We start from the raw sequence: 23,938 nt of genomic DNA, 5'->3' as shown, positions 1-23,938 counted from the left end.
CCACATTATGAGAATTGTAGTGCTATCACAGAATCCAAATTTATATTCAACAAAGCGTCTTATCGAAGCGGGGGAGAAAAAAGGTCACGAGATGATCATTATCGACCATACTAAGTGTAACCTCGTTATTGAAAAGAAAAACCCAACTATTGTCTATAAGGGTAAGGAGATAAAGAATATTGATGGGGTAATCCCGAGAATAGGGGCTTCTGTAACATTTTTTGGTACAGCTGTAGTGAGACAATTTGAGATGATGAAGGTCTTCTCTGCAACAGAATCTCAAGCACTAGTAAGATCACGTGATAAGTTAAGAAGTTTACAGATATTATCAAGAGCTGGTTTAGGACTTCCTAAAACAGTTTTTACTAACTACTCTAAGGATGTTGGTCAGGTTGTAGATGGAGTAGGAGGAGCGCCACTTGTAATTAAATTACTTGAAGGAACCCAGGGTCTAGGTGTAGTACTAGCAGATAATAAGAACTCTGCAGAGTCTATACTAGAAGCTTTTAATGGATTACAAGCAAGAGTAATTGCTCAAGAATTTATTAAAGAAGCTGGAGGAGCAGATATACGTGTGTTTATTGTAGATGGAGTAGTAGTGGGAGCTATGAAAAGACAAGGTAAAGAAGGAGAGTTTAGATCTAACTTACACAGAGGAGGAAGTGCAAACGTAATCGAACTCACAGACGAAGAGGAAAATGCAGCACTTAAAGCCGCAAAAGCAATGGGATTAGGAATTGCAGGAGTAGATCTCTTACAATCTGCTCGTGGTCCATTAATACTAGAAGTAAACTCGTCTCCAGGTCTCGAAGGGATTGAGACTGCAACAGGAAAAAATATTGCAAACTATATTATCAAGTACGTAGAGAGAAATGCCTAATGATATTGAAATACTAGGGAACGCTGTTTCTTTAGGAAAAGGATTACAAGTAAACCTAGACATTGCAAAGCTTCACACTAGAACAAAGATTGAAGTGCCTATCATTATTGAGCGAGCACCAAAGCCCGGTCCATGTATTCTTATTACTGGCGGTATTCACGGTGATGAGGTCAATGGAGTAGAGATTGTAAGGCAGATTGTTTCAAAAAAATATAATAAGCCAACGCACGGGACGATTATATGTATCCCTGTGGTAAATGTTTTTGGGTTTCTTAATCAGACGCGAGAGTTTCCAGATGGTAGAGATCTCAATAGAGTGTTCCCAGGAAGTATAAGGGGATCGCTAGCCAGTAGGTATGCTTATAATTTAATGACAGAGATTATACCACACGTTGATTACTGTATGGATTTTCATACAGGTGGTAGAGAGCGATTTAACGCTCCACAGATAAGGATTAATGAGGATGATGAAACGCTAGAGCTTGCAAAAGCCTTTGGCACACCATTTATACTCAAATCACAAAATAGAGAGAAATCCTTTAGAGATTCTTGTGTAAAAAAGGGGAAGAAAGTCTTGCTTTTTGAAGGTGGAAAATCCCTTGCTATCAATAGTGATATTACAGATGCTGGTGTGGCAGGCGCATTAAAAGTAATGCAGCACCTTGGTGTGCGCGACTTTACAAAAGAGCTTGCAGATGATTATAGCTGGAGATTAGAGACAGAGTCTATTATTATCGAGAAGTCATTTTGGATTAGAGCGCGATATTCTGGAATGTATAGGCCTCATGTAAAGGCTGGAACTTTTGTAGAAAAAGGAGATGTAATTGCGAGTGTTTCTGGACCTTTTGGTGATTTTGAAAAAAATATAAAGGCACCTAATTCAGGATATATTATCTGTATTAATCATGCTCCTATCGTAAATCAAGGAGACGCTATTGTACATATTACAAAATAATAATTCTTTTTAAGTAATTACGCTTACGCGAAAGCGTAGCAGCAACACTCAAAATACATAAAGGATAAACAGCCTCTAGTGAGGTAGTTTATCCTTTAATAATCCATATACGAATGTACCCAACAGCGATGCACCGATAACTACAAGAATAGGAATGTAACCTGCTCCTATTAAGGTAAACATAGGTCCTGGACAAGCTCCTGCTAGTGCCCAGCCTAAACCAAATAAAACGCCACCTATCATGTAACGACTAAAACTTTTTGCCTTAGGGTGAAAATGAATTGTCTCGCCATAAAATGATTTGATGTTGAGACGTTTAATAAGTTGTACTACTATAATACCTATCACTAGCGCAGATCCTATAATTCCATACATGTGAAATGCCTCAAACTTGAACATTTCATAAATACGAAACCACGAAGCAGCTTCAGATTTAAACATAGTTATTCCAAAAAGAATACCGATTAATAAATATATAAGTGTTCTCATTTTTTAAAATATAAAGGGGAATAGCACGTGAATCATAAACAGGCCGCCTATAAAAAATCCTATAACGGCGATAAGTGATGGTAGTTGTAAATTACTTAAACCAGAAATGGCGTGACCGGAAGTACATCCACCCGCATATCTAGCACCGAAGCCCACTAAAAATCCACCTATAGTTAATAAGGCCAAGTTTTTAAAACTAAGTAATGCGCTTGTGTCAAATAACTCTGTAGGTAAATAGGCTTTTCCCGCACTATTAAAACCAAGGTTGTTCAGGTCTGTTATTGTGTCTGGATTAATAGCTACTGCGATGTCTGTAGATAGCCATTGGGATCCTATATAACCGCCTATAATCGCACCTAGAACCACAGTGAGATTCCATCGTTGATGTTTCCAGTCAAATTTGAAGAAATCTACTTTGTTTCCTGCGCCGCAGATGGTGCACATTGTTCTTAAGTTAGAAGACATTCCAAAATTCTTACCTACCATAATAAGTAAAAACATGATGAAAGCAATGATGGGTCCTGATACATACCAAGGCCAGGGGGAGAAAATCCAATCCATGTTATTATTTTATGCAAATATCAACTTTTAAAGCAAGTTTATTTGTAACCTAGGTTACTCAAATAGATGATTGTAATAAAGAAAGCACACTAGGATATCTAGTGTGCTTTCAATGTGAGGATTATACTTTTTTAAAACACTCGTTTAATAACTGTGGTCATCTAGTTTTACTTTACCTGCAAAGGTTTTATACACAAAGAAAGTATATCCTAAAACGAGCGGTGTTCCTATAGCTACCATTGTCAGGCTTATGCCTAAGGACTTATCTGAAGATGCGGCATTGTAAATAGTAATACTATTTGCCGGATCAATTGTTGAGTATAGAAGCGTAGGGTATAACTCTATAGCTACAAGAACCATCATTAAAGAAATGGTAAGTGCAGAGAAGAAAAAGGCTATCTTAAAACGCTTTTTGTGAGCCAGTCTCGGGATGTTTGCGATACTTAAAAATGTAAGTATTGGTATGATAAATAAAGCTGGAGTTGCCTTAAAATCATCAGATAGATGAGGTATGTAAATAAGCGTGTATAAAGATGTGATCAGAAAGAACACTATAAAAAGAATAATAGCCTTTTTAAGAAGTCCTTCTAGTTTATCAAAAAGCTTTCCTTCTGTTTTGAGCAGTAAATAGATAGCTCCGTGGGTCATAAACAAGAATAAGGTAGTAAATCCTGTAATGATTGCATACGGATTTAAAAAGCCAAGAAATGGACTTCCGTCATACTCTAGATCTGGACCTATAGGAATTCCTTGAAGTACGTTGCCCATTACGACACCTAGTAAAAACGCTAGCATGATACTACTCACACTGTAGCATATATCCCACATTTTGCGCCACCATAGCCATTCTTCTTTACTTCTAAATTCTATAGCAATTGCTCTAAAAATAATAAACATTAAAAAGAGCATAAAAGGGATATACAAGCCAGAAAAGAAAGTGGCATACATTACTGGGAATCCAGCAAAGAGAGCACCTCCACCTATTACTAGCCATACTTCGTTTCCGTCCCATACAGGTCCTACCGCATTGAGAGCAACACGTCTACTTAATTCCTTTCTAAAAAATAAATGCCAGGCACCAGCCCCAAAATCAAAACCATCTAGTATGGCATATCCAGAAAAAACACCTCCTACCACAAGAAACCAAAGTGTAGGGTAATTTATACCTAATAAAGTTTCCATAGTTATGAGTTTAGAGTGTTTGCAACTTGTTCTGTAATCTCCTTAGTAAAGGTTCTTTCTTCCATATCATCGTCGTCTTCTTTATAAGGGCCGTGTTTGATCTTTTTAGTTAACAAGTAAAGAAATAAGAAAAGTAATAAAGCATAAACTACAAAAAATAGTACGAGTGAAAATACAATTTGATTTGCAGTAACAGCTTGTGAGAAGGCCTCAGAAGTTCTCAAATGACCGTATACTACCCAAGGCTGTCTTCCCATCTCTGCAGCAAACCATCCTACTTGATTACCTAATTGGGCTAATATTACAGATGGCACAAATATCTTGAGCAACCATTTTGTTTCAAACAGCGTACCTCGCCACCATAAAGAGCAAGCAAAAAGCGTAAGCCCAATGAAGAACATACCGATTGCAATCATAATATGATAAAACTGGAAGACCGCATTCACTTGTCCAGGTCTGTCTTCTTCTGGAAAAGCATTAAGACCAGTTACTGGAGCATCAACATCTTGATGCAGTAAGAAAGATAATCCTCCTGGTAATTTAATCCCTGTGACTTCTTGTGTCTCATTATCAACCCAGCCAAAAAGATATAAATCTGCTGGGCCACTTGCGTCATAATGTCCTTCTAAAGCAGCTAGCTTTGCTGGCTGATTAACAGCAACGCCCTCTGCCGAACTGTGACCAGTGACTAATTGCATTAATGAAAAGATAGTGGCAACTCCTAGCGCAATTTTAAAAGCCATTTTAGAAATCACAATATAACGACCTTTAATAAGGTAATATGCATGTACACTAAGCACTAAGAATGCTCCAGCGAGAAATGCTGCAAACCACGTATGCGTAAGTCTATCTACACTTGATGGATTAAAAACCATCGCCCAGAAGTCTGTAATCTCTGCACGCGCATTCATTCCTTCTCCTACAATATGATAACCAGCAGGCGTTTGCTGCCAGCTATTTGCTACCACAATCCAAACGGCAGAAAACATAGAGCCTAAAAATACGCCTATGGTTGCAACGAGGTGTACCCAAGGTTTTACACGGTTCCATCCAAAGAGTAAGATACCTAGAAATCCGCTTTCTAGAGCAAAGGCAAAAATACCTTCGGCGGCTAGCGCACTGCCGAATATGTCACCTACATAGCGAGAATATGTTGCCCAGTTTGTCCCAAACTCAAACTCCATTACGATTCCCGTAACCACTCCTATCCCAAAGGTGAGTGCAAAAATCTTAGTCCAAAACTTGGCAAGGATGTGATATTGTTCATTTTTTGTGCGTATCCATAAGCTTTCCATAATCACCATAATAAGACCTAGGCCTATGCTCAATGGTGGGTAGATGTAGTGAAAAGAGATAGTAAAAGCAAACTGGATTCTAGCAAGAATTTCTGTATCCATAGTTTTGAAGATTTTGTAAACAAAAATAAAAATTAAACATTTTTGGTTGGGTAACAATGGTTACACAAGTGTAGTTTTAATTTATTTTTCTTGTGTAACCTAGGTAGCTTATAGAAGGTAGATTTCTCAATATTTTTGACTAGTTAACTTTTTTAATTACGCTTTCGCGAAAGCGTACCTATCATCTATAAGTTTATTTAGTGAAGCTATTTGCCATGTCTATACTATCATTGTTACTCTTGAGCAATAGCTTAAGAGTATCTGCTGTTTATGGATGGTACTCTCTGGATATAGAAAGTTTTGTAGCACAATTATGTGAGAACACAGATAAGCCAGAACTAAAGTGTGACGGTAAATGTTTTCTAACTAAAGTAGCAGCCAATACATCATCTCAAGATGAACAAAAGACTCCAATTCTAGAGTGGGATCAATTGGTTTTTTGTCAGCTAGAGGTGAGCTTCCAAGAAATAGCATTTATGCCAGCCACAAAAGGCAATAATCATCACTACACGGCTTTGTATAGTGATATATTTTCTTACGCAATTTTCCATCCTCCAAAGGTGTGTCCTTTTTTTATTTAAAAAAGGAGAGGAAATAGATGTATGCTATTTCCTCCATATCACTGTGATGTAATTTGGAAAAAAGAAACAATGAATATAAAAAGAACTGCGCTTCTGTGCGCACTTATACCTGTATCAATGATAGCTCAAGAAATAGGGGAAAAACAAGACACAATAACTTCAAAATCTATTCTATTAAATACAGTACTTGTCACTGGACAAGGAAATACAGACCCAGTACTAACTACAGTTAAAACAGATCTTCTTAAGAAAGTAGTGCAACCCAAAAATGTAGCCGACTTATTTAATGATTTCAACGGGTTTTCATTAATTAAACGAGGTAACTATGCCATAGATCCGTCATTTAGAGCTAGTCAGTATGAACAGCTTAATATTCAATTTGATGGCGGTACAAAAGCAGTACACGCTTGCCCTAACAGAATGGATCCTATTACCACTCATGTGGTACCTGAAGAGATAGAACGTATTGAGGTAATAAAAGGGCCCTATACCGTGAGGTATGGAGCCACTTTTGGCGGAGTAATTAATCTCGTGACTCAGAAACCTCAATCTATGGACAACGGCTTGCATGGTCGTGTAAATACTGGATATGAATCTAATGGTAATTCTCTCGTATCTTCTTTATCGCTAAATCAAGTAACTGAGAAATATGATATCACTGCAAACGCTGGTTATCGTGATTTTGGTAATTATGAAGATGGGGATGGTGTTGAGATTCCTTCCTACTTTAGAAGTCTAGATTATGGTTTGAGGTTAGGGTATAACATAAACAATAACCAAAGAATTCAAGCGCACTGGAGACAATCATTTGGCAGAGATGTATTACACGCTGGATTACCAATGGATACAGAAGAGGATAATAGTTCAATTTTATCCATAGACTATAAGAAGACTAAGGAAAATGGTTTTATAAAAGAGCTTAATGCAAAAGCATATTACTCTTATGTAGATCATATCATGTCTAACGAAAACAGACCTTCATTCATGACTATAGAGGCGCTATCTGCTATAGATGCTACTACGGCAGGAGGGAAGCTAGAGTTAAAAATGAAGCCAACAGATAATTGGATTCTCTATGGAGGTCTTGATGCCATGCTTATTGCAAGAGATGGTGGTAGGACGAGAGTTGTAAAACGTAATATGATGGGTATGGAGCTTGCAGAACCTTTGGTCTTTCAGGATAAAGTCTGGCAAGACTCTAATGTAAATGACTTTGGGTTATTTGTAGAAAATAAATATGCATTCTCAGATAAGACAATGCTTACTGCAGGAGTGAGATATGACCTTGTAGTCTCAGACATTCAAGATCCAGAAGCAGATTTTCAAGCGTTATATAATAACTTAGAGCAGCGAGAGGAACATAATATCTCAGCAACAGTCTCTGTTAAGCATAAAGTGTCAGACAATGCAACTTTAGAGGCAGCTTATGGACGTGGTGTTAGATCTGCAAATATGATAGAACGTTATATAAATCACTTTTCTGTAGGTCTAGATCCCTTTGAATATGTGGGAAATCCTTTTCTAGAAGCTGAGGTAAATAACCAGTTTGAAATAGGAATAAAAGGGAAAAAAGTTTTTATTACGGAAATTGATGCAATTAGGTATGGCCTGTCGGGGTATTACTCATTTTATGAAAACTATATTGTAGCTGTAGTAGACCCTGCACTAGACCGTAAATTTATGCCTACGGCACAACCACAAGAAGTAAAACGATTTGTAAATCTTGATAACGCTTACAAAACAGGTTTTGAAGCCGATGTAGCAATCGATTTTGCTCGTTATTTCAACGTTAATACAAGTCTGTCTTATGTTTATACTAGAAATAAAGATCTAGATGAGTCGCTGCCATTAACACCTCCTTTGATTACAAGACTAGGAGTAGGTTTTGAAAAAGATAGATACTGGGCTAGTATAGATTATACAGTGACATCAAAACAGGATGAGATAGCATCAAGCTTTAGAGAGCAAGAAACAGCAGGTTATGAAACCTTAGACGTGCGTTTTGGTATGGAAGTTATTAAAGACTTTAATGTAGGTCTAGCAGTTTTAAATGCATTTGATGAGACTTATAATAATCACCTCAACTTCTCTTTTGTAAATCAGGCAGATTTTACAAGAGTACCTATAAACGACCCAGGTAGAAATTTCTCTGTATTTGTACAGTATGGATTTTAGATGGTAGCTATAGAAAAAGCCCTTTTGATAAAATCAAAAGGGCTTTACTTTTTATTGATTAGATATACTAGTTACGGTATGCAGAGAGCATCCACACTAGCTTTTCTTGTTGTGTAATGTAATCACTCATTAAAGCAACAGTACCTTCATCACCACCGTCTCCAGCAGTTGTAAGTATTGTTCTTTCCTTTTGTAACAACACCTTTAAAGATTCAAGGATGTTATCTATTGCCTCTTCGCCATCAGTTACATTTTTGGCAGCTTCAATGTCTGAGCTGTTTAAGTAGTCCTTAAATGAATGAGTAGGAGTAGCACTTAAAGTAAGTACACGCTCTGCGATTTCATCTACTTTGATGAGTGCATCATTATATAACTCTTCAAATTTTACATGTAGTTCAAAAAATTTCTTTCCCGTAATATTCCAGTGAAAACCCCTTAGGTTCATATAAAAGATCTGGTAGTTAGAAAGTAAGTCGTTAAGTTGGGTTGCTGTGGTTTGAGATGTTGAAATGTCTAAACCTATGTTGTTTGTATTGCTCATAATTGATTATTTAAAATTATTAATATTCTCACTGAGGTCAAAAATAGTTGCTCCGGTTAATTCTCTTTCTAGAATACTACTTCCTGCAGCACTTCTATATCCACCAGCACAATGTACTACAATAGGTTTGTCCTTAGAGATGTTACTTGCTGTTTCTCTCAATTCATTAAGTGGATGTGACAGTGCGTTCTTAAAGAATTGCTCTTCTTGAACTTCGCTTATATTACGGATGTCTATAATGGTATAGTTGTCGGGATTGTTTTTAAAATCTTGCACATCTAAATCTGCTGATTTAACTAGACCTTCAGTTCCCAGTGTTATTATTTCTTTTAGCTGCTTTTCGTAGCCTATTTTGGCAACTCTGTTCAGCATATAGTTTTTATCTTCTTCAGAAGTTATAACTAGTGTAAACTCTTCTTCAGGTTGTACGATTGCACCTAGCCAAGTTTCAAACTTTGCATTTTCTGAAACTGCCTGTATGTTTATACTTCCTGCAAGATGGCCTTCTTTAAATATGGCTTCATCTCTCATGTCTACAATTAAGCCAGTCGCTGCGACATCCTTCTTAAAAGGAACTCGTTCTATAGCAGGCTCTAAGCTTTCTGCGCCAGTTTTATTGATGGCAACATTAAACCCAAAATAAGATGGTATAAATGGCTGTCCATCAAGGATGGTATCCATAAATTCTTTTTTGGATTGTGCTTTAAACGCCCAGTTACCCATAAGTTCATTACCCAGCGTGCTGCTATTTGCATCACTCAGATTTTTACCACATAAAGATCCTGCTCCATGTGCTGGATATACTATAGCGTCATCAGGTAGATCTGTAAACTTAGTAGTTATAGTCTGGTACATCATTTCTGCGAGTTCCTCACGCTTAGCTTTCATATTCCCCGCTTTTTCACGTAAGTCAGGACGGCCTACATCTCCTATAAATAGGGTGTCTCCTGTAAATAAGATAGTATCGCTACCTTGACTTGCAACAATAGTAATGCTATCTGGTGAGTGGCCTGGAGTATTTATAGCTTTTAGTGTTGCTTTTCCTATCGTAATGCTATCACCTTCATCAAATGCTGTATGTGGATAATCTGCTCCTAGCTTTGCACTATTGTAAATTGTTGCTCCAGTTTCCTTTTGAATTTGCAAGTGCGAACTCACAAAATCTGCATGTGGATGTGTTTCTATGATAGCTATGATTTTTGCATTATTCGCTTTCGCGAAAGCGTAATACTCCTTAGGGTCACGCTCTGGATCTATAATGGCTATCTCTCCATTACTCACTAATGCGTATGAGTAATGTGCTAATGGTTTATATTCAAATTGTTGTACTTTCATAATCTTAGGTTTAAGAAAACAAAAGGGCTTAAGTGAATGCTCTTAAGCCCTTTTTTTATAACTTTTAGATACTCTTTTTTGCGAGATACCAAGTAACTTTTTCTACAGAATCATCTGCAAGTCTCTCGTTCAATGCGTCTAGTGTTTTAGGTGGAGAGCAAATCACTTGATCACCTCTTTTCCAGTCTAGCGGCATAGATACCTTATGCTTATCTGACATTTGCAGTGCATCTAGCGCTCTTAGAATTTCATCCATATTACGACCTACATTAAGCGGGTAATACATAATAAGACGAATTTTTTTGGCAGGATCGATAAAGAAAACAGCTCTTACTGCTGCAGTCTCACTCTCGTTAGGCTGTAACATCCCGTATAGCTTTGATACCTTCATATCAATATCTGCGATGATAGGAAAATCAAAGTAAACACCTGTGTTTTCTCTTACATTTTGAACCCATCCTAAGTGAGCGTGTATACTGTCTATACTAAGACCTAGTAGTTCTGTATTTAAGGCGTCAAATTCTGGTTTTCTAATAGCGAAACCACTCATTTCTGTGGTACACACTGGAGTGAAATCTGCAGGGTGAGAGAACATTACTGTCCACTTATCTTTTGCAAACTCAGACATTTTTATAGTTCCCTTAGTCGTAACTGCCTCAAAATCTGGAGCTGTATCACCTATTCTAGGCATTGAGATTACTTGTTCTGGCAATAGGTTTTCTTTATCCATAATAGTATATGTTTATCGTTATGTTTTACAATATAAAGATACGTTATAGATATAGGTGGCTTAGTAACCTATGTTACATACTTAGTTTTTTTAAAATAACTTTAACAAATGAGGGTAACTATGCTTTCGCGAAAGCGTAACTACCCTCATTCTATTTATACTATATTATGATGTAAGCAATGACTATTCAAATAACTCTGACGAAAGATATCTATCTCCGCGATCACAAATGATGCTTACTATAACTCCGCTTTCTAGTTCGCTAGCTAGTTTTAGAGCCGCCGTAGTTGCGCCACCGCTACTCATACCTGCTAGTATTCCTTCTTCTTGTGCTAGCCTTCTAGCCATGGCAATAGACTCATCACGACTTACTTCGATGGTTCTATCTACTTTTGATGCATTAAAGATTTTTGGTAAATATTCTTGTGGCCATTTACGTATGCCCGGAATGCTAGATCCATCTGTAGGTTGTACTCCTACAATCTGGATATCGCTGTTTTGTTCTTTTAAAAATGTTGAGGTTCCCATGATGGTACCTGTGGTTCCCATAGAAGATACAAAGTGCGTTACCTCACCTTGAGTATCTCTCCATATTTCTGGACCTGTGGTTTTGTAGTGAGCCTGCCAGTTATGAACATTTGAAAACTGGTTAAAAGAGAAGTACCCTTCATTTTCAACCTTATCAATAGCATAATCTCTAGCGCCTTCTATCCCGTCAGGATGAAGTGTAACTTTTGCTCCGTAAGCTCTCATGGTTTGCACACGTTCCTTAGTTGCCTTTGAAGGCATTACGAGTTCTATTTCTAGCCCATAAATAGCAGCAATCATGGCAAGTGCTATACCTGTATTACCACTTGTAGCCTCAATAAGCTTTGTGCTTTTATCTATAGCGCCGCTATCTAGCGCGCTTTTAATCATATTATAAGCAGCTCTGTCTTTTACACTACCTCCAGGATTATCACCTTCTAGTTTAAAATATAAACTCACATTTGGGTTTGTATTTAATGCTATAGACTTGACTATGGGAGTGTTTCCTATTTGATCTAAGAGTGTCTTATTCATTGCTTATTTATTTTTTATTGCGAATTTCTACTTTAGGATTGTGGAGTACTATAGAGTTTTGAGGTACTGTCTTTGTCACCCAAGTATTACCTCCTATGATACTATCTTTTCCTATAACTGTAATTCCACCTAGTATTGTTGCATTTGCATAAATCGTAACATTATCCTCAATGGTAGGGTGTCTTTTTATGCTCTTTAAATCCTTGTTTACCGTAAGTGCACCTAGGGTAACTCCTTGATATAGTTTTACATTATTATGTATTTCGGCAGTCTCTCCTATCACCACTCCGGTTCCGTGGTCAATAAAAAAGGATTCTCCTATCTGCGCTCCTGGATGAATATCTATACCCGTAAGCTGGTGTGCATATTCTGTCATTAGTCGTGGTATGAGTGGTAAACCTAACTCATAAAATTCTCTTGCCATTCTATAAATCGCAATAGCAAAAAAACCAGGGTAGGCTAGGTACACTTCTTCTAGAGATTGTGCAGCGGGATCATTGCTATAAATAGCCTCTGCATCCTTTTTTAAACTACAAAAGAGCGTAGGTATTACAAGTGTGAAGTCATCCCATTTTTTACACGGACTACCTTTAATCTCTGGACAAGCAAGATCTCTTATGGTAATAAATAAGGCTTCAAGAGTCTCAAGAGTCTTTTCTGTATCTGTTCCATTATCAAACAGTGTGTTAAATAACAACTGTGTAAATCGTTGCGATTCTTGCTTCAACAGAATGGAAACTTTGATTTCCTTTTTCTGTTTATTGATAGATGTAATTAAATCGGTATAATTCATTTTTATATCTCTGTAGGTAATTATAAAACATTAGTTAATGAAAAAGAGACAAAATTGATATTTTGTCTCTTTTTTAACGCGATAGTAGGGGTTATACGTTGTCTCCCTTCATCATTTTATTCCAGTATAAGTAGGGTAGCATGTATTTTTTAAGCATCCAAAGTCTCCAGTGTTCCTTAGAACTATCTTTTATTAATAGTTGCTTGAGTTTTGGATCTGGTGTAAAGTTGTTATGATAATCAAACTCTGCTAGCACCATCTTGCCATAATCTGTTACTAGTGGGCAAGAAGAGTAGCCTCCATAAGATTGCTTACCTATTGTATTGCTCTGCATGAGTTTAGATAAATTATCAACTACGATAGGTACTTGCTTACGGATTGCGGCACCAGTTTTTGCAGTAGGCAGTGCGGCTACATCACCTAAGCCAAAGATGTTACTATATCTTTTATGTTGCATACTGCGTATATCTACATCAAGCCAGCCAGCATCATTCACGAGCTTAGAATCTCGTATAAATTGAGGCGCAACAGATGGAGGTGCAGTATGTAGCATGTCATAATGTATTCCGTACTTATCACCTTTCTTAGTCACCTTGACATTCTTGTAATTATATTGGAAAGTCTCGTCTAGATATTTTCCTTCATCATCACCAGACATTACAACACAGCCTCCAGCAGAGATGTCTTTAGTGAGCTCGTACCATGCAATCTTATTTTCACTATCTACTTCAACGAGTCTATGATTAAATCGTAAATTAATGTCCTTGCGATCTACAACTTCCATGAGTGTTTTTGCAATTTCCTTAACGCCAAAAATGATGGTTCCTGCAGTAGCAAATACAATGTCAGTTTTTGATGCAGTGTCACTTTTTCTCCAGTGATTCTCTGCTAGATACATGATTTTTTGAGGCGCTCCTCCACATTTTATTGGGGTTGCAGGTTGTGTAAATAATGCAACACCACCTTTAAAGTTCTTTATTACATCCCATGTATGTTGAGGATCTGTATAATTACTACACACAACACCTTTATCCATTGCTTGACCTAATCCAGGGACAAGACTAAAATCATAAGCAAGACCAGGAGCAACTACGAGATAGTCATAAGTGATGTTTCCAGAGCTAGCGGTGTGTACCGTATTATTATCTGCATCAAAAGCAGCTACTTTATCTTTGATCCACTTTGCTTCCTTAGGAATCACAGCAGACATGGGTTTACCTGTCTTTTTAAAGTCATATGTTCCTGCACCTACAAGCGTCCATGCTGGCTGGTAGTAATGTGTGTCTGCAGGTTCAATGATAGCTACGCTATTCGTTTTTTTGTTTTTAAGAAGTTGGGCGGCAGTCATGATACCAGCGGTACCTCCTCCTATTATTAAAACTTGAAAATGTAAAGCCATAGATGTCATTTAAGTGTTTATGATTTAAAAATAGTCGAATACTTAAGGAATTACTGTAACTCAAGTTACATAGACGTAAAAAAGGTAAACTAGTGTGCTAAAGGAACTTCTATAGAAGAATTTCAAATAGAAGTATACTTGGATTTTTGAGATAAACTTGTATCTCGAAATGCTATAAAATAATATGCAGTGTTACTTTGACACTCTAATTACCCTACCATTTTGTGGTTGCTCATCTCTATAATTGTTGAGTGGCATTAAGGCTTTTAATTTTTCAACTTGTTCTAAAGATACCGTTATAGGCTCCTTAAAAATAAACCATTCTACACGCTCCGTGCAAGGTGGTGTGGTAAGAGATCCCGTGTAGTTAAAATATGTTTTGTTCTCGGGTAGGTTTAAATTCATATCAAAAGCAGTGTCAACAACCTTGGTTTCTTCTACATTCAAAGGAAGATAACTTTCTAAAAAATCAAAAGGAGAGCTACTTACACCTTCTTTTGCCATTACAGCAAACACAGCATATTCTCCAGCATCACTTATATGCACAAGGTGTAAAACCATAGGGTAACGCACTCCATCTATCAAATGCTCTGCGGGCTCATGAAAGTGAAACTGTTTTAGCTCATACCTTTTGTTATCTAATGTTATATAATCTCCCGTATCAAAATTATATTGAATACTATGTCCATTGTTTACTACATCATGTATGTGTGTGCTATCAGAATAAGTGATGTTTAATGGAGCAAGTGTTTCATCTAGTTGATAATTCACAATATTTATAGGAGATTGATACTTGCCGCCACAGTCAGAATTTACTTCAAGTTCTTTCCAGTGTGAAGGACCTGTCTCGCCATTATAGCTCCAGTGCTTCTCTGTGTGTGCGTTGTTGTTTTGGTTGTTATCAGTATGCGTAGTTGCTTTATTTTGACAACTAGTAACCGCTATAAGTATAGATATTCCGGCGATAAGCAATTTCATCTGTTATATTTTATAAGTTAATGTAGTTTCCCAGATTCGGTTATTTCTAAAGATGCTTCCTCTTTTTGCATAGATGTCATGATAGCCAGATCGAATGTGTATATGTTCGCTTGCGCGAAAGCCTACTCCTATAAACATCCAGTTCTGATCAAGTTTTTCTGGTCGTAAACCATTGCCAAAGGCTAAAAAAGCCTCATCATATATCACTAAACTTAGAGATTGATTTGATGTAAAAGTTTTTACAGGAACCGTAATCTGAAATTTATAACGGAATCGATTTCTGTAAGTAGTACCATCTATTAAGAATGTACCGCCATCATTCTCTGTTATTTTATCAATAAAGCGCTCCTCAAAACGTAGCCTGTGATCAAATGAGAATTTTGAAAACTTACGCTTTATCGTATGTTGTTGAAATACATTATTTTCAGTAGCATCAATGGGTGTGCTATAAGAAGCGTAGTTGTAATTTTTTATATAACTATACCCAATGGCAATATCTAAATCATTTTCAAACATATAATGCACAAAAGGACGAATCACAATTTGCTCCCAATCTCTTAAGAAGTTAGTGCGTCTTGCGTTAAGCTCTACATTTACTACCCATTGATCATTGAACTTTTTTACAACATTTATGGTGTTCCAGCTGCTGTAATGTGTTTTGTTTTCATCTTGTGCGTGAGCATTGTATAAAGTGGTAATTGTAAAAACTAGCGTGATAAAAAACCTCATGCTAATTCTCATATGAGATACTCCAAATACCGCGTACTTCATTCACGCTATAACCCACTGCTTTATCTGTAGGGTAAAGATTTTTAATGGAAGAAAGAACAGCAGGTTCAATATCTATTGTAGGAGTGCCATGACATTGTAAACACATAGAATTTGTAGTAATAGGGTAATAAAAGTTTACTTTATCTTCCACTAATTCTGTTACTGGCTCATAATCTTCATCACTTGCTATTAGTTTTTTGAAATGTGTTATGATGCTTAATTCTTTTTGAGAAGCTTGATTTGCTGGATTGCGAGGCTTGTCAGACACTCGCCTTATTCTCGCATTTTGAACCACAGCCATACTATCAGTAATAGGGTAGGCTTTTTTATTGCAGAAAGAGACAGCTTCAAGAGTGCCTTTTTTCTGTATAGTACCCATTAGGTTTTTTCCTAACTCTTGTTTTGTTTGTAGTGCGTAGCGCAAACCTATATCTGCCTTGTATTCAGTTTGAAAAGAGGCTAAGGTGTCTTCTATTTTACCATCATTTCTATATTGCATCTTGCCTTTGCTCTCTTCCTCTACGTGTTCTTTAAACCATGCTGGCTCATCTATTTTGTAGTCATACATATAATCTGCAATGAGCTCAATTTCCTCTTGAGGGAATGGTTGGTAGGGCATAAGGCCAAAACGCTTTACGGCTCCTCTCATTTTTGATGTTTCCTTAGATGGTTTTTGTACAAAGTTCCAGACTGCTGCTATAAACTCTTCCTTAGTAGTATCATCGTTCATATAATGAGATTTTACTGCAACCATAGGAGGTGCTATCCTTCCTTCGTGACCCGTAGAGGGATTGTGGCAAGCGTAGCACTTTGATTCCATTAACTTCTTTCCTGGGTGGTTTACAGCAGTAGTGATCTTATCTAGTTCTGGTGCCACACCTGACTGGCTCACATATGTAGTCTTTTGTGACTCGTTACAACTAGTAAGAAGTATTAGTGTGAATACAAGGGGCAGGTAAAAAAGCGATGGTTTCATAATGTTATGAGTGTAAATTTGATTTAAGCTGCGTAGTATTTCCTAATTTTTCTTTTCACATATAAGAAACGTATCAGGCCTATTAAAAACACTACGGGGGCTATGATGTTAAGCATAGATCCTATCCACTTTATTTCGGTGAGAATGTCGAGTTTTATAATAGCTAGACCAGAACTCAAAAACACAATAAAAGTTCTAAAGTATGCTAGAAAAGTACGCTCATTTGCAAGTTTTGTTCTGTCTATCGCTAGTTTGTCTGTGAGTGATAGTGATAATTTTTTCATAAGTCATTTCATTTTTCCGGTAGCGCAACTTACAAAAGATTTTGCCTTAGAGAGCACTCCATTTTCATCTTCAATAGATGGGTAGCCTAATGACTTGAGCTTTTCTTTTACACTTAATGCGTCTTCTGTACCTTGAGCAATAAAGGAAACAGTAGCAGTTTCGGTGTTCACTTGTACGGTTGATATATTATCAAGTTCAGATATTTTTGATGTGATTGTTATTGCACAACCACTACATTTTAGGTTCTGTACTATAATTGATGTTTTCATGAGATATGTATTGAGTAAATAATTATCTAAAGAGGCCGCTTGATTTAGTAGCCTTGAGAGGTCTGTGTTATGCTTTTGCGAAAGCGTAATTAATTAAATGTAATAGAATAAACCTGTTTTTAAACAGATGAATAAGCATTACTGCCAAGCCATAAATCCTCCTTTTAAATCAAAAATCTGCTTGAACCCTAAACTATCTAAGGTCTGTGAGGCTTTCTTACTTCTGTTTCCAGATCTACAGTAGATATAAATAGGCTCTTCTTTACTGTAAGAGTTGAAAGCAGAAATAAAATTTTCTTTATCAAAAACATCAATGTTTACAGCTTTCTTTATATGACCGCTATCAAACTCATTCTTAGTTCTAACATCTACTAACTGCACTTTTTTATCTGTGATAGCGGTTTTAAAGTCGGCTGTGCTTAGAACAGTGATATTGCTATTTTGTTGAGGCTTACCTCCAAAGAGAAATGATAATATGGACATAATAAGGATTATTAATTTCATTATTTTTTTATTAAAGATAGTCCTCTAGTTACCCACTGCCAGTAACTTAAGTTACATATCATGTTAAATTAAAAACGAGATTATCATTACTGATAACCTCGTTTTTTACTAACCAATCAATAAGACCATAGTCATCACTCTATGGAATATCTTTGTTTAAGCTGGAATTACGGTTTTACCATTCCAGTCTAGCATTCCACCTACTAGATTAAACGTGTTTTTTATCGCTAGATTATCTAATGCTCGGCATGCTTGACCACTACGATTACCACTTCTACAGTACACGTAGTAATTCTTTGTTTGATCAAGTTTTTTTATTTCTTCTTGAAACTTAGCGCTATTTAGAAAATCAATCATTACTGCATTTTCAATGATACCCTCACTGCATTCTCCAGGAGTTCTAACATCAAGAATTATAGCATTGCTGTCATTCTCAATTGCCGACTCCCAATCTACTTGTGATATATTTTTCATAGTCTTTTAAAGTGTTGAAGGACAAACAAAGGCAGACACCGGAATGCCAGCTTCTTTAATATCTTTAAAGCCGCCTTGTACATCTATTAAGTTATGGATTCCTCTACTTTTTAATATAGATGAGGCTATCATACTTCTATAACCTCCGGCACAATGCACATAAAAAGGTTTGTCTGGAAATTCAGCTAGATGATCATTTAAGAAATCTAGTGGTGTGTTGTTTGCTCCAAGTACATGTTCTGATAGGTACTCACTTTCTTTGCGCACATCAAAAACAGGTTTGTTACCTTTTTCTAATTCGCTTTTAAAACCATCTGCTGTGATAGAACTTACGGTATCGTATTCCATGGCAGCGTCTTTCCAAGCATCAAATCCTCCTTCCAGATATCCTATTGTGTTGTCAAACCCTACACGAGATAACCTAGTGATGGTTTCTTTCTCTCTACCTGGCTCTGTAACTAGCAATAAGGGTTGTTTTACATCTGCAATTAAGGCGCCTACCCATGGAGCGAAACTCCCATCTAGGCCTATAAATATAGATCTAGGGATATGCCCTTTGGCAAATTTATCTTGATGACGCACGTCTAGTACGATAGCTCCTGTCTCATTTGCAACAGCTTCAAAAGCTTCTGGAGATAGTGCATGCGTACCTCTTTTGAGTACGTCTTCAATATCTTCATAACCTTCTTTATTCATTTTGACATTAAGAGGGAAGTACTGAGGTGGAGGTAATAAACCATCTATCACTTCTGCTATAAATTCTTCCTTAGTCATATCTGCACGTAGTGCATAATTCATTTGCTTTTGATTCCCTAGTGTGTCTACTGTTTCTTTCATCATGTTCTTTCCGCAAGCAGATCCAGCTCCGTGAGCAGGGTATACTGTAACGTCATCTGCTAGGGGCATAATTTTATTACGTAAGCTATCATAAAGAAAACCTGCGAGATCTTTTTCTGTGAGTTCGCCCATTTTTTGAGCAAGATCTGGTCTTCCCACGTCGCCTAGAAATAATGTGTCTCCACTAAATATCGCATGATCCTTCCCGTCTTTATCTCTAAGAAGATATGTGGTGCTTTCCATCGTATGACCAGGCGTGTGTAACGCTATAATTGTAATGTCACCTAGAGGAAATTCTTGCCTATCTGTTGCGATAATAGCATCAAAACTTGGGTTTGCATTTGGTCCAAAAACAATAGGAGCACCTGTCGCCTTTGATAAGGTTACGTGACCACTTACAAAGTCTGCATGAAAATGAGTTTCAAAAATATATTTGATTTTTGCATCATCTTGTTTGGCCCTATTTAAATATGGCGTTACCTCTCTTAAAGGGTCAATGATAGCTACTTCACCATTACTTTCAATGTAATAAGCTCCTTGAGCTAGACAACCAGTATATATTTGTTCAACGTTCATAAGTGTATTTTTTTTACGCTTTCGCGAAAGCGGACTCAACTATTAATAACGTAAAATTAGCTAATAGAAGTAGTTGCTACAGTAACATAGGTTACAAAGGAGAAAAATAAATAGAGCCCTTATCCTTAATAGGGTAAGAGCTCTACAAAGTAATAGCTGGTTACAGCAAAGTGGTAGGGCATACATACTCAGACCTAGGAACCGTAGTTTCTGTAATTTGAGCAAAACCACCTCGTACATCGCTGAAATCTTGCCAGCCGCGTTGTTTTAAAATAGAAGCAGCAATCATACTTCTATACCCTCCAGCGCAGTGAAGGAAGAAAGGCTTATTTTTTGGAAATTGTGCCAGATGCTGGTTAATCTCATTGAGAGGCACGTTAATAGCCCCTAGTATATGTTCTGATAGGAATTCACTCTTTTTGCGTACGTCAAAAATGAGAGGTTGACCCATTTTATATTCGGCTTCTAGTTGTTGAGGTGAGATACGAGTGACTGTTTCAAAATCTTTACCGCTCTCTTTCCACGAGGAAAAACTATTTTTTAAAAACCCAATCGTAAAATCATAACCCACACGAGAAAGTCTAGTAATTGTTTCTTCTTCTTTACCAGGATCTGTAATTAGCAATATTTCTTGTTTTACATCAGGAATCATTTCTCCTACCCATTGTGCAAAATTACCGTCTAAGCCTATGTTTATACTACTAGGTATAAAACCTTTTGCAAAAACTTCGGCATCGCGAGTGTCAAGCATAAGAGCACCGGTCTCATTTGCTATAATTTCAAAGGCTTCTGGACTAAGCGGTTTAGTAGCACGATCCATAATAGTATCTAAGCTTTCATATCCTTTAATATTCATCAAGACATTTTGAGGGAAGTATCCAGGAGGTGCCGTAAGTCCAGTAAGTACAGCTTTAATAAACTCATCTTTAGTCATTTCTTGAAGCGCATAATTGAATTTTTTCTGATTACCTAAGGTATCTGTAGTTTCCTTACTCATCATTTTACCACACGCAGATCCAGCTCCGTGATTAGGATATACAATGAGATGATCATCTAATGGAATTATTTTGTTTCTTAAAGAGTCGTATAAGTGTCCAGCAAGTTTTTCTTCTGTGAGATCTGATACTACATGCTGTGCAAGATCTGGGCGACCTACATCACCTATAAATAATGTGTCTCCAGTGATAATACCGTGCTCATTTCCTAGTTGGTCTATGAGAAGAAATGTTGTGCTTTCCATGGTATGACCAGGAGTATGGATGACTTTAACTTTATAATTACCTACCTCAAAAATTTGACCATCTGTTGCTGTAATAGCATCATAAGCGGGTTTTGCTTCTGGACCAAAAACAATATCAGCTCCTGTTTTTTTACGTAAATCAAGGTGGCCACTTACAAAGTCTGCATGAAAGTGTGTTTCAAAAACATACTTGATTGTAGCATTATCTATTTGTGCACGTTCTATGTATGGTTGCACCTCTCTTAAAGGGTCAAAGACTACAGCTTCTCCGTTACTTTCGATATAATATGCTGCATGAGCAATGCATCCTGTATAAATTTGTTCTACTTTCATTTTATGTGGATTTTTAAAATTATAACAACATAAAAGTAAGCAGTCATTTCAAGTGTGTAGGTTACTTAAGTTACACAAACGTAGATAGTTTATAAACTATGATATTTATCATGTTATGTCGTGGTAGCGACAAGTGTTCACACAAAAAAAAGGCTATTTCTAATAATTAGAAATAGCCTTTTTTATGTTTTTTATTCTCTTTAATGTTTTACAAAAAACTCCATGTAAAAAATAAATATGGCCATTACAAATATGAAGTAGCCAAAACCTCTTTTTAATTTATCTCCATCTATAAAATTACTGAGGTAACTGCCTATAAAAATCCCTACAAATGATATGCCTGTAAATATGGAAAGAAATATCCAATCTATATCCATGGTTAATGCATCTCCTAGAAAGAAGCCCATCAATGATTTAAAAGCGATAATGATTAAAGAAGTACCTACGGCAACTTTCATTTCTACATTTGCTAGTATAACAAGAGCGGGAATGATGAGAAAACCTCCTCCAGCGCCTATCATTCCAGTAATACCTCCTACGATGAGGCCTTCTATTAAAATAAGTGGGTAATTGTAAGTGACAGTGCCGTCTCCTTTTTGTTTATTATCCTTTCTTTTTTTGAGCATAGAAAAGGCAGCAGGAATCATGAGTACCGCAAAGAGGCCAAACATTGCCATCCTACGTGTAAATTCAAAATCACCTGTGGTAAGTAAAATATCTGGTAATGCAGGTACTACATAGTGTCTCACAACGGTAACTCCTACAATAGCGGGTAGTCCAAAAACAATTGCTGTTCTCCAGTCTACATAGCCTTTAAGATGTTGTTTAAAACCACCTACGAGCGCACTTGCTCCTACAATGAATAAAGAATATGCAGTGGCAACTTTTTCATTTACAGAAAATAAGTAAGCTAGTACTGGTACAGCGAGTATAGAACCACCTCCACCTATTAAACCTAAAGAAATGCCGATGATCAAGGCACTTATATATCCAAGTATTTCTAGTATCTCCATTATAAACTTCTTTGTATTGAGAGACAAAAATAGACTTGCTAAAACGACCTAGGTGTAACCCAAGTTACTTAAGGTCTATAAATCTATAATTTGGATATTATTTCTGTGTAATTCAATTTTTCCTAAGTTCTCTAATTTCTTAAGAAGTCTTGATACCACTACTCTTGAGGTGTGCAATTCATAAGCAATTTCTTGATGCGTGTTATGAATAATTTGCTCATCGTTTACTCTAGCCTTTTCTTTCAAGTAGTTTAAAAGGCGTTCATCCATGTTGTCAAATGCGATACTGTCAAGAGTTTGTAATAGCTCGTTGAGGCGGTTGTGGTAACTCTCAAAAACAAAATTTCTCCAAGATTTGTACTTAGCCGTCCATTCTTCCATTTTCTGTACAGGTACCATAATGAGCTTGGTGTCTGTCTCTGCAATTGCTCGTATTTCACTTTTAGTTTGCCCCATGCAGCAGGTCATTGTCATAGAGCAGGTATCTCCTTTTTCTAGATAGTAGAGGAGAAGCTCATCTCCATTTTTATCTTCTCTTAATACCTTAATTACTCCAGAGACCAGTAGCGGCATTCCTTTTACATAGCCGCCTATTTCCATGAGTTTAAAACCTTCAGGAACCTCCTTGTAAGTGCCTACTTGGAGTATTTCATTGATAAGTTCATCTTCAAAGAGATGACCGTAACTGGCTTTTAGTTCTTGAATCATTATGCGGCTTTTTTAAGAATGCTAGGGTCATATTTAAAAAAGAAATGAGCCCAAATAGATTTTGATACGGCACCTATGTATGGCATTGTGATGATTAATGCAATGACGATACTCGTTAGAATACCTGTAGGTCCAAAATCTAAACCAAAAATAAAGGATAAAACATAAACGGCCACGGCAACTGCGATTCCCACACCATAAGATACGTACATAGAGCCCGTATAAAAGCTAGGTTCTATACTATATTTTAATTGGCATTTAGGACAGTTCTTTTTAACCTTATTCATGTTAGAAAGCTTATAAGGATGCGCCTCAAGAAATTCACCTTCTCTGCATTGAGGACATTTTAAAAATAAGATGCTATATATTATCGATTTACCCATGGACAATTCAGTTTTTTATGTAAAATTAAACGTATTAAAATATGCTCACGGTAACTTATGTTACATATTGTAATATTTAAAATTAGTTATCTTTATACCCTTGAGTAAACTTATATCCATATCGTTGTCACTTGTTTTCCTATTGCAAAGCTTTGGGATGCACATTAATGATATGGTGCAACTAGGCGATTTTTTTGAGCATGCAGAGTTCCATAAAGAGCAGTATGGAGATAATATATTCGTATTTGTTGCAAAGCATTATGGCGAACTAAAAGCAGAGCACGAAAAAGAACATCAAGAAGAACAGAAAGACCACGAGCAATTACCTTTCCAGCATCAAACACATCATACGGCTGTAGCAGATTTTATTTTGAATACTATTAAAGAGGAATTCAAAACACTTGAATTTGTAGATTTTAGAACTCATAACTTTCACTACCAAGCTCCATCATCTTCGTTACACCTAGATGGACTATTCCAGCCACCACGGCTTTCATAAATAATCAGATCT

At 36.7% G+C, this 23,938-nt stretch carries 27 protein-coding genes; 5 read left to right on the top strand and 22 right to left on the bottom strand.

All coding sequences use genetic code 11. From position 1 onward, the window contains the following. Positions 1-7: 7 nt before the first annotated feature. Positions 8-880, top strand: coding sequence for a 30S ribosomal protein S6--L-glutamate ligase (gene rimK, locus JM84_RS14915; protein WP_144785008.1), 873 nt, complete (start codon positions 8-10; stop codon positions 878-880). Continuing rightward, a complete protein-coding gene (locus JM84_RS14910) occupies positions 873-1,835 on the top strand; it encodes a succinylglutamate desuccinylase/aspartoacylase family protein (RefSeq protein ID WP_144785006.1) in 963 nt (320 codons plus the stop codon). Before rimK ends, JM84_RS14910 begins: the two co-directional genes overlap by 8 nt. A gap of 75 nt (positions 1,836-1,910) precedes the next feature. On the opposite strand, the gene JM84_RS14905 is transcribed toward JM84_RS14910, so the two are convergent. The 4 genes from JM84_RS14905 to JM84_RS14890 form a co-directional block, all read right to left on the bottom strand. After that, entirely contained in the window at positions 1,911-2,324 is a 414-nt protein-coding gene (locus tag JM84_RS14905; RefSeq protein WP_144785004.1) for a YeeE/YedE family protein, read from the bottom strand. A 3-nt stretch (positions 2,325-2,327) separates the two neighbouring features. Continuing rightward, complete coding sequence (locus JM84_RS14900) at positions 2,328-2,885, bottom strand: YeeE/YedE family protein (protein ID WP_144785002.1); 558 nt, start codon at positions 2,883-2,885, stop codon at positions 2,328-2,330. A gap of 144 nt (positions 2,886-3,029) precedes the next feature. Continuing rightward, entirely contained in the window at positions 3,030-4,067 is a 1,038-nt protein-coding gene (gene cydB / locus JM84_RS14895; RefSeq protein ID WP_144785000.1) for a cytochrome d ubiquinol oxidase subunit II, read from the bottom strand. A 2-nt stretch (positions 4,068-4,069) separates the two neighbouring features. After that, the gene (locus JM84_RS14890; protein WP_144784998.1) at positions 4,070-5,464 is read right to left on the bottom strand and encodes a cytochrome ubiquinol oxidase subunit I; all 1,395 of its coding nucleotides are present in this window, start codon (positions 5,462-5,464) and stop codon (positions 4,070-4,072) included. A 215-nt stretch (positions 5,465-5,679) separates the two neighbouring features. On the opposite strand from JM84_RS14890, the gene JM84_RS14885 reads away from it, so the two are divergent. Together JM84_RS14885 and JM84_RS14880 are read left to right on the top strand one after the other, a co-directional pair. Beyond that, the gene (locus JM84_RS14885; RefSeq protein WP_144784996.1) at positions 5,680-6,045 is read left to right on the top strand and encodes a hypothetical protein; all 366 of its coding nucleotides are present in this window, start codon (positions 5,680-5,682) and stop codon (positions 6,043-6,045) included. 69 nt (positions 6,046-6,114) lie between these two features. Then, positions 6,115-8,220: a TonB-dependent receptor domain-containing protein gene (locus JM84_RS14880; protein WP_261375774.1), complete on the top strand. Its 2,106-nt coding sequence runs from the start codon at positions 6,115-6,117 to the stop codon at positions 8,218-8,220. A 67-nt stretch (positions 8,221-8,287) separates the two neighbouring features. Here JM84_RS14880 and JM84_RS14875 read toward each other — a convergent pair whose 3' ends face one another. The 18 genes from JM84_RS14875 to JM84_RS14790 form a co-directional block, all read right to left on the bottom strand. After that, entirely contained in the window at positions 8,288-8,761 is a 474-nt protein-coding gene (locus JM84_RS14875) for a Dps family protein (protein ID WP_144784991.1), read from the bottom strand. A gap of 6 nt (positions 8,762-8,767) precedes the next feature. Then, a complete protein-coding gene (locus tag JM84_RS14870) occupies positions 8,768-10,096 on the bottom strand; it encodes an MBL fold metallo-hydrolase (protein WP_144784989.1) in 1,329 nt (442 codons plus the stop codon). A gap of 64 nt (positions 10,097-10,160) precedes the next feature. After that, entirely contained in the window at positions 10,161-10,826 is a 666-nt protein-coding gene (locus tag JM84_RS14865) for a peroxiredoxin (RefSeq protein ID WP_108876973.1), read from the bottom strand. 183 nt (positions 10,827-11,009) lie between these two features. Further along, complete coding sequence (cysM, locus tag JM84_RS14860; protein WP_144784987.1) at positions 11,010-11,888, bottom strand: cysteine synthase CysM; 879 nt, start codon at positions 11,886-11,888, stop codon at positions 11,010-11,012. Between the two features lie 7 nt (positions 11,889-11,895). Then, positions 11,896-12,681 carry a serine O-acetyltransferase EpsC gene (epsC, locus tag JM84_RS14855; protein WP_013751212.1) on the bottom strand — a complete coding sequence of 262 codons (786 nt, stop codon included), beginning with the start codon at positions 12,679-12,681 and terminating at the stop codon, positions 11,896-11,898. Positions 12,682-12,772: 91 nt separating this feature from the next. Next, positions 12,773-14,080: an FAD/NAD(P)-binding oxidoreductase gene (locus tag JM84_RS14850; protein WP_144784985.1), complete on the bottom strand. Its 1,308-nt coding sequence runs from the start codon at positions 14,078-14,080 to the stop codon at positions 12,773-12,775. 192 nt (positions 14,081-14,272) lie between these two features. Then, on the bottom strand, positions 14,273-15,058 hold the full coding sequence (locus JM84_RS14845; RefSeq protein ID WP_144784983.1) for a carbonic anhydrase: 786 nt from the start codon (positions 15,056-15,058) through the stop codon (positions 14,273-14,275). A gap of 3 nt (positions 15,059-15,061) precedes the next feature. Next, on the bottom strand, positions 15,062-15,787 hold the full coding sequence (locus tag JM84_RS14840) for a DUF2490 domain-containing protein (protein WP_261375772.1): 726 nt from the start codon (positions 15,785-15,787) through the stop codon (positions 15,062-15,064). A gap of 1 nt (position 15,788) precedes the next feature. Beyond that, on the bottom strand, positions 15,789-16,721 hold the full coding sequence (locus tag JM84_RS14835; RefSeq protein ID WP_261375771.1) for a DUF3365 domain-containing protein: 933 nt from the start codon (positions 16,719-16,721) through the stop codon (positions 15,789-15,791). Between the two features lie 107 nt (positions 16,722-16,828). After that, entirely contained in the window at positions 16,829-17,089 is a 261-nt protein-coding gene (locus JM84_RS14830; RefSeq protein WP_013751217.1) for a DUF202 domain-containing protein, read from the bottom strand. Between the two features lie 3 nt (positions 17,090-17,092). Then, entirely contained in the window at positions 17,093-17,359 is a 267-nt protein-coding gene (locus tag JM84_RS14825) for a heavy-metal-associated domain-containing protein (protein ID WP_013751218.1), read from the bottom strand. Positions 17,360-17,497: 138 nt separating this feature from the next. After that, positions 17,498-17,863 carry a rhodanese-like domain-containing protein gene (locus JM84_RS14820; protein WP_237699360.1) on the bottom strand — a complete coding sequence of 122 codons (366 nt, stop codon included), beginning with the start codon at positions 17,861-17,863 and terminating at the stop codon, positions 17,498-17,500. A gap of 156 nt (positions 17,864-18,019) precedes the next feature. Then, positions 18,020-18,337, bottom strand: coding sequence for a rhodanese-like domain-containing protein (locus JM84_RS14815; protein ID WP_013751220.1), 318 nt, complete (start codon positions 18,335-18,337; stop codon positions 18,020-18,022). Between the two features lie 6 nt (positions 18,338-18,343). Beyond that, positions 18,344-19,750, bottom strand: coding sequence for an MBL fold metallo-hydrolase (locus tag JM84_RS14810; protein WP_013751221.1), 1,407 nt, complete (start codon positions 19,748-19,750; stop codon positions 18,344-18,346). 160 nt (positions 19,751-19,910) lie between these two features. Continuing rightward, positions 19,911-21,323 carry an MBL fold metallo-hydrolase gene (locus JM84_RS14805; protein ID WP_144784977.1) on the bottom strand — a complete coding sequence of 471 codons (1,413 nt, stop codon included), beginning with the start codon at positions 21,321-21,323 and terminating at the stop codon, positions 19,911-19,913. 200 nt (positions 21,324-21,523) lie between these two features. Further along, on the bottom strand, positions 21,524-22,336 hold the full coding sequence (locus JM84_RS14800; RefSeq protein ID WP_144784975.1) for a sulfite exporter TauE/SafE family protein: 813 nt from the start codon (positions 22,334-22,336) through the stop codon (positions 21,524-21,526). Between the two features lie 75 nt (positions 22,337-22,411). Continuing rightward, entirely contained in the window at positions 22,412-23,044 is a 633-nt protein-coding gene (locus JM84_RS14795; protein ID WP_144784973.1) for a Crp/Fnr family transcriptional regulator, read from the bottom strand. After that, positions 23,044-23,331 carry a DUF983 domain-containing protein gene (locus tag JM84_RS14790; protein ID WP_237699361.1) on the bottom strand — a complete coding sequence of 96 codons (288 nt, stop codon included), beginning with the start codon at positions 23,329-23,331 and terminating at the stop codon, positions 23,044-23,046. The genes JM84_RS14795 and JM84_RS14790 overlap by 1 nt, the downstream gene beginning before the upstream one ends. A gap of 196 nt (positions 23,332-23,527) precedes the next feature. Here JM84_RS14790 and JM84_RS14785 point away from each other — a divergent pair, with 196 nt between their 5' ends. Beyond that, on the top strand, positions 23,528-23,926 hold the full coding sequence (locus JM84_RS14785; protein WP_013751226.1) for a hypothetical protein: 399 nt from the start codon (positions 23,528-23,530) through the stop codon (positions 23,924-23,926). Positions 23,927-23,938: the final 12 nt, after the last annotated feature.

It is taken from the genome of Dokdonia sp. Hel_I_63 (assembly GCF_007827285.1).
GTDB lineage: Bacteria > Bacteroidota > Bacteroidia > Flavobacteriales > Flavobacteriaceae > Dokdonia.
This window is presented reverse-complemented; position numbering and strand designations above follow the sequence as displayed.